The organism is Marinomonas sp. SBI8L (genome assembly GCF_001624705.1).
GTDB lineage: Bacteria > Pseudomonadota > Gammaproteobacteria > Pseudomonadales > Marinomonadaceae > Marinomonas.
The window spans coordinates 39,931-46,074 of the sequence record NZ_JSEO01000024.1 but is presented as its reverse complement, the minus strand read 5'-3'; the positions used below and the strand labels follow the sequence as shown (position 1 = coordinate 46,074).

Below are 6,144 nucleotides of genomic sequence, written 5' to 3'. Positions count from 1 at the left end.
AGATCTAACCAAAGTCGACGAACAAATGATGTGAAAGCGGGTTTTCCGCACTTAACGACAGTCTGGCATGGACAAGGTTCTTGAAACCGATTGGGTGATAAAGACAGTTAAGTACGGATCTCATCAAGGCCAGAAAACCAACAAAAAGCGTTTTCATAACAGGCCGGATATATGTCTAGTACGACCCTTCATCGAGTTTTTGGAATTGGTAAAGGTCAAAAGCGGTTAATAAGAAAAAGACAAAACCACTTAATATTCAGAATTAAAAAGTGGTTTGGATAACTAATGCCTTGACGGCACAGGAGCGTCCATATATGTCCATGGTAATTGAAAACAACTAAAGAGTTAAACAGCCGAAAAAGATCTAACCAAAGTCGACGAACAAATGATGTGAAAGCGGGTTTTCCGCACTTAACGACAGTCTGGCATGGACAAGGTTCTTGAAACCGATTGGGTGATAAAGACAGTTAAGTACGGATCTCATCAAGGCCAGAAAACCAACAAAAAGCGTTTTCATAACAGGCCGGATATATGTCTAGTACGACCCTTCATCGAGTTTTTGGAATTGGTAAAGATCAAAAGCGGTTAATAAGAAAAAGACAAAACCACTTAATATTCAGAATTAAAAAGTGGTTTGGGTAACTATTGCCTTGACGGCACGGGAGCGTCCATATATGTCTATGGTAATTTATATTATTAGTTTACTTGAACAACCGACTACATCTTTCATTTAATAATTGGGTTTGTTTTTTCAAGAAAACCATTGCCTACTAGCATTGGTTTAAATTCGAAAGTATATCCATCTAATTCTGATTTATTATAACCATACAGTTCTGCGGCATAAACTCCCCCCGTAAAGTCACGAAATATAGTTGCATCAAAGAATTGCCCACTCTCTAACAATAACCAACAATGAACTTTTTGAGTTTTATTTGAAACCCCTTCATTTAACTGCTCCATTAATGTATTTATGCTGCAACCCATATGAGGCTCGCCATTTATATATATATCTCCAAAAACTAATTCTGAAGAATAACCGTGTGCTGCAAATGCCTCTTTCAAATTAGAATGGACGAGTAAACATGCACCTGATAAGTGGTCATAATTCATTACAGGTTGAAGCCTGTCAATAATAGAAAAAAGATTATTAAAGTCATTCTTGTCTAGTTTTCTGTAACTCAAAAAATCGGGGCTTAATCCTAGTTTTTTAGACTTAGAATAAGCTTCTTCAATATTTAATACGTGTTCTTGATGGTTTATTTTAATTTCGCTAAACATATTGTTACCTTCTAACTCCACTTGATAATTTAGTAAACTAACAGCTTAATTACTAAAGACATCCATTTTAAAAGAAATAAAAGGAAACAACACCTGAACAACACTCACTTCGATCAAGTTCATCATTTTATGGTTGAAAATAATAAGAAAATCTTAAATTTTAGGCTAAATTTAAAATATTCATTGAAGTTTTTCGTATTCAAATTGACATGCTTGTCCTGTTAAATTACCTCTTGGTAGATACTCTCAGAATAGGTACAAGAATTATCTTTTTTTCCACGATAATTACTACATCCTAAAAAAACACTGCCATCTATCGAGTTTTTACGTTCTTCTAGCACCCCATTATGACAAGCAGGGCAACGTTTTAACCTGAAGTCACAGTCTTCAGAAGAACATTCATAATGATGTTCATTTGGTAATATTGGTGCCTCTTTACAATTGGCACAAACCTTAACTTTAGTTTTACAGTAATACTTTCCTAATGAACACGCATAATAAGGCCCGTAACGGCCTTCCAAAGGAACAAGGTTTCCCTCTAAACATTCAGGACAACTCACGTTTTTTTTAAATAATGAACTTAGATTATTTGAAAACACACGTACATCCTGTTTATTTTCCTCAAGCTCTTTTATGAAGACAGATTCACGTCCAAGCTCGGTTTGAATAAATACAGATTGCTTGGCTCGACTTAATGCAACATAAAAAAGTCGTCGCTCTTCTGAATATTTAAAATCATCTACAGAGGGCAATAAGGAAAGGAGAATAGGATCTGTTTCAATCTTTGATGGAAAACCCCATTTAGCATCAATAACATCTAAAATAACCACATAGTCTGCTTGTTTTCCTTTAGAGCCATGAACAGACATAGCTTTAACCTCATAGTTTGGAAATTTCGATTGCAACCCTTCAATAACTTTTAGGGCCTTTTTAAAACGACTTAAAAACATAAGGGTTGGTCTGGTGCCCGTTTCAGGTTCACCTAAAGCATTCATTATCCGAGCTATCGCTTCCTCTTTAGTATCCTTGATAATTGATACTTCTGGGTGATTGCTATGGGAGTGCGTAAGTAATTTTTTAGGAATCTGTGCTGGGTTCTTTTGAACAAACCCAGAAGCAACTTTCTCAATGCGATCATTAAAGCGGAAGGTACGATCTAATTGTAATACTTCACTTGTACCGAAGTTCTTCGAAAATTCAGTGGTTAAGCTAACATCACTGCCCGTAAATCTGTAAATTGCCTGCCAGTCGTCTCCTACTCCCATCAACGAAGACGCTGGACTTGCAGACTTTAGCGCTTTAATAAGTGACGCTCTTATAGGAGATATATCTTGAAATTCATCAACTAAAAGATACTTTAGTTTAAAAGAGTTTCTCGTTATTTTATGGAAATCGTTTTTCCCAGCATAGACTGTTGCTTTATTAATCATATCTGAAAAATCAAGAGTGTTTTTTATCTCTAATTCACTCTGATACTGTCTATAAATGAAATGAAATAAGCGTTCAAATATCTGCCATCTATTATGATTATAATCATCTAGATGACCAGTTTTAATTGCCTCTAAGCCATATGGTGAAGCTTTGAATAAAGAGAGAAAACTTGCTAATAATTTGGAGAATGCCGAAACCATACCTAAATCTTTCAATCGTAAATAGATATTACTCGGGCTCAGTGGGTAGTAGATATCTTCGGAATTAATATTATTAAGATCACAATAGTCGTTAATCTTCTTATCTAAAAACTTTGTTAAACTATCAGGTGTTTTTGCTTGATGACTAAATGTTTCCCAAAGCACTGTTCTATTTTCTTTATGAAAATTACGTTTCCACTCCATTTCTTCTTTGTATTTTTTGGAATCGATACCTTTTTTTGTATGACCATTTTCATCAATGCCAAAGTGCTCTAGATAAATATCAAAATCTGAAAGATAAAAATCAGGTTGGTAAGATCCACGCCCTGGATCTTTTGACGAGAATGGATATACTTTTTCATACTCGAACTTAATATTATTAGAGTATAGAAAGTTTGCAATAGATAATTCTTCAAAACTCTTTACTAAGTCACCAGAAAGGGCTCGTAAACCGTTATCCTTTACATAACGTAAATATTCGCCATGAGACTTAAAATCCAAATCACTAGGTTTTGGATAGAGATATTTAGTCGTAAACTGTTTAAAAACTTCACCTAATTTTTCATTTCTTAGTAACTCTTGAATTTTATTTTCAATAAATTTTGTATAGATTTTTTCATCTATAGCAAACTTACTTACTGAATTTTTTTCATGAAAATTAACTATTCCTTTGCCAAGGGAATGAAAAGTTCTAACTTGAACACCCTCAAGTTTTTTGTGCTCTTTTACCCTCTCTTCTAACTCATCTTTAGCTTCAGCCCCATAGGCTAACATCATAATTTCAGAAGCTTCTGCGTAACCATTAACAACTAGGTATTTAGCTTTAGCCACCATCGTGCTTGTTTTTCCTGTTCCTGCACCAGCTAATACAAGAATATTATCTTCATCTGTCACACATGCTAAACGCTGCATGTCTGTTAAGGGGTGTTCTTCAAGTTGATCAAATAAACTTTTATTTTTTTTAACTTGAGATGTAATCCACTGCTCATTATATAATCTCTGAAATACAACTGGCTCATTCAAAAATAACCTAAAGGATTCTGATATAGGTTGAGTATTCAAACCTAATACTAACCACTTGGATTCTTCAGCAAGGACTGATTTATCTTTTGAGAAAACATCCATCAATTCATATAAGTAGCTGGTTTTAATATATCTATTTTTACTTTTCAGTAGGTCATCAAATTCATTACCTCGCACTATAAAGGCTTCGAGTTCTGAACGAGATTGGCTTATCCAATACTCATTACGACACTCAATAACTTTATAAATAGCACTTATTAATTTTTTATTTCTAAAAAATAAAAAATGATTTTCAGCCCAACATAAAATCATGAAAGGGCCACTTAGCTTCAGAGAAACATTGATACTTATTGAAGGGTACGGGTATTTATATTTATTAATTTTCAAACCTTCTTGATATGACTTTATACTTATCTTACCTAATAATATCTGCCATTTTTTTATTTTAATCATATTGTATATTTTAAAACTCATTTAAGAATTGGAAAACTATTAAAAATAACAAGACTTAATCATTTAAAAAATAAAATCAAGACATTTCAATTAAAAAAACAATATCAAAAATTTAAATAAAAAACCATCATTTTAACACTGAAACTAAAAACTAATTCATTTAGTACCGTACTAATTAATTTGGTACCGTACTAATTAATTTGAGTACCGTACTAATTAATTTGGTACCGTACTAATTAATTTGAGTACCGTACTAATTAATTTGGTACCGTACTAATTAATTTGGTACCGTACTAATTAATTTGGTACCGTACTAATTAATTTGAGTACCGTACTAATTAATTTGAGTACCGTACTAATTAATTTGGTTACGTAATTTATAAGCTAAGTTCTTATTCATAACAAATAGCTCAGAAAAGGCATTTTTCAGAACACATTCAAAAACTTCAAAAACAGCCATTCTAAAAGAGATCAAACACGACTACACCTGAACATCACTCACTTGGCTCATGTTCATCAATTTAAGGTTGAAAATAATAAGAAATTCTTAAGTTGGAGGCTAACTATAAAGTATTCATTGAAGCTTTTCGTATTTTGGTCGAGCAGGTATCTCGCATTAACGATTAGGAAGAATTAGATGTGTTAAGCTTGTCGAGTTAAGACAAAAGTCTTCTACATGTAGTTAAATTGGGCCGCCTTTTAATATGAGTATGTTGGCAGTACTTAGCCAATTGCCTGTCAGACCCAACAGCTGTGGTGAAATGCTTTTCAAACCCTGTTGAAACCTCTAACCATTGCTCTGATGTAAGATTGATTCGCTGAAGAATTGGAGCCAAGGAGATATCCAACGATCCTCTTTTATCTTCTCTCACCAACCTCCCCGTTAAATCAATTAATTCAAGGTAATCAGTAAGTTTAAAAGGCAAGCCTTGGGGCTGATCTTCTCTTTCATAACCAATAAAAGGAAATAAGTTTTTGGGTTGCGTCTGATTCGCTTTGGCGACTTCAATACGAGTCTTGATACTTGTATGTTTTGAAGTTTCAGGTGTCTTGTCCATCTTTGCGCGTACAGGATTTAAGTCAACATAAGCCATACATGATACTAGCGCGGCTTCATTCAACAAGGCTTGAGATTTAAAGCGACCTTCCCAAAATCGTCCTGTACATTTATCTTCTTTGTTAGCCATACGCGCTACAGATTCATTGAGCTCTCGCATAAACCAACTTATGTCCATTAAACGTTTACGGTACTTCTCACAGCTATCATAAACAGAGGCTAGCTCAAACTCTTCTAAGACTTTGTTCTCTAGATACTTTTGCGTGAACTGGGTGCATTTATGCTTATCTGAAGTTAAAGAGAATGCCAGCGCTCAAGTACCTGTTTAATAGACCAATTATTCGCTTCATCTTCATTCACATGAAGCACTAAATGGGTATGCTTCCCTAAAAAAGGGCATGACCGAATAAGCACATACATCTATTGCAAAGATAGCTTCAAGAGAGAATATCTTATCCTCTATCCAACCACGTCTATGTTCGTAACTTTGGCCTGTCTGTTCATCTTGGCCACAGAGAAAAGCGCGCCTCACACAACGTGAAACACAGTGATAGTAAGGTGTATCTTGAAGGCTTATTAAAGATTTTCTTGGTTTAGGCATATTAGATTCCTCATCCTTGAGTGAATCCAATAAAACTAGTCTGAGACTAGATGCAGGTCAAATTACGAAGGGTGTCCATGGTAAATTGATAAATCAATGAA

General features: G+C 34.2%; 2 protein-coding genes and 1 pseudogene. All 3 read right to left on the bottom strand.

Annotation, left to right across the window (positions count from 1 at the left end):
- Nucleotides 1-726: 726 nt before the first annotated feature.
- The 3 genes and pseudogenes from OA91_RS23585 to OA91_RS23575 all read right to left on the bottom strand — a co-directional run bounded on the left by OA91_RS23585 (nucleotide 727) and on the right by OA91_RS23575 (nucleotide 6,043).
- Nucleotides 727-1,278: a hypothetical protein gene (locus OA91_RS23585; RefSeq protein ID WP_063337839.1), complete on the bottom strand. Its 552-nt coding sequence runs from the start codon at nucleotides 1,276-1,278 to the stop codon at nucleotides 727-729.
- 221 nt (nucleotides 1,279-1,499) lie between these two features.
- The gene (locus OA91_RS23580; RefSeq protein ID WP_197477866.1) at nucleotides 1,500-4,385 is read right to left on the bottom strand and encodes a UvrD-helicase domain-containing protein; all 2,886 of its coding nucleotides are present in this window, start codon (nucleotides 4,383-4,385) and stop codon (nucleotides 1,500-1,502) included.
- Between the two features lie 656 nt (nucleotides 4,386-5,041).
- A pseudogene (locus OA91_RS23575) lies at nucleotides 5,042-6,043 on the bottom strand (transposase).
- Between the last annotated feature and the right edge of the window lie 101 nt (nucleotides 6,044-6,144).